At 55.3% G+C, this 470-nt stretch carries 1 pseudogene; it reads left to right on the top strand.

Annotated features, from left to right (window positions below):
• Positions 1-470, top strand: a pseudogene (locus tag IB245_RS28950) (DNA-directed RNA polymerase subunit beta'); the annotation flags it as partial.

Here is a 470-nt window from a genome sequence, read left to right as displayed (position 1 = left end):
CGGTAACGCGTTACATCACCAACGAAGTACAGGACGTTTACCGTCTGCAGGGCGTTAAGATTAACGATAAGCACATAGAAGTTATCGTTCGTCAGATGCTGCGTAAAGCAACCATCGAAAACGCAGGCAGCTCCGAGTTCCTCGAAGGCGAACAGGTTGAATACTCCCGCGTTAAGATTGCTAACCGCGATCTGGAAGCGAACGGCAAAATCGGTGCGACCTTCGCACGCGATCTGCTGGGTATCACCAAAGCGTCTCTGGCAACCGAGTCCTTCATCTCTGCAGCATCGTTCCAGGAGACCACGCGTGTCCTGACCGAAGCGGCTGTTGCTGGTAAGCGTGATGAACTGCGCGGTCTGAAAGAGAACGTTATCGTGGGTCGTCTGATCCCGGCAGGTACCGGTTATGCGTACCACCAGGATCGTATGCGTCGTCGTGCTGCGGGCGAACTGCCAGCTGCACCGCAGGTC

Source organism: Pseudomonas sp. PDM02, from assembly GCF_014852285.1.
Taxonomy (GTDB): domain Bacteria; phylum Pseudomonadota; class Gammaproteobacteria; order Pseudomonadales; family Pseudomonadaceae; genus Aquipseudomonas; species Aquipseudomonas migulae.
This window is presented reverse-complemented; position numbering and strand designations above follow the sequence as displayed.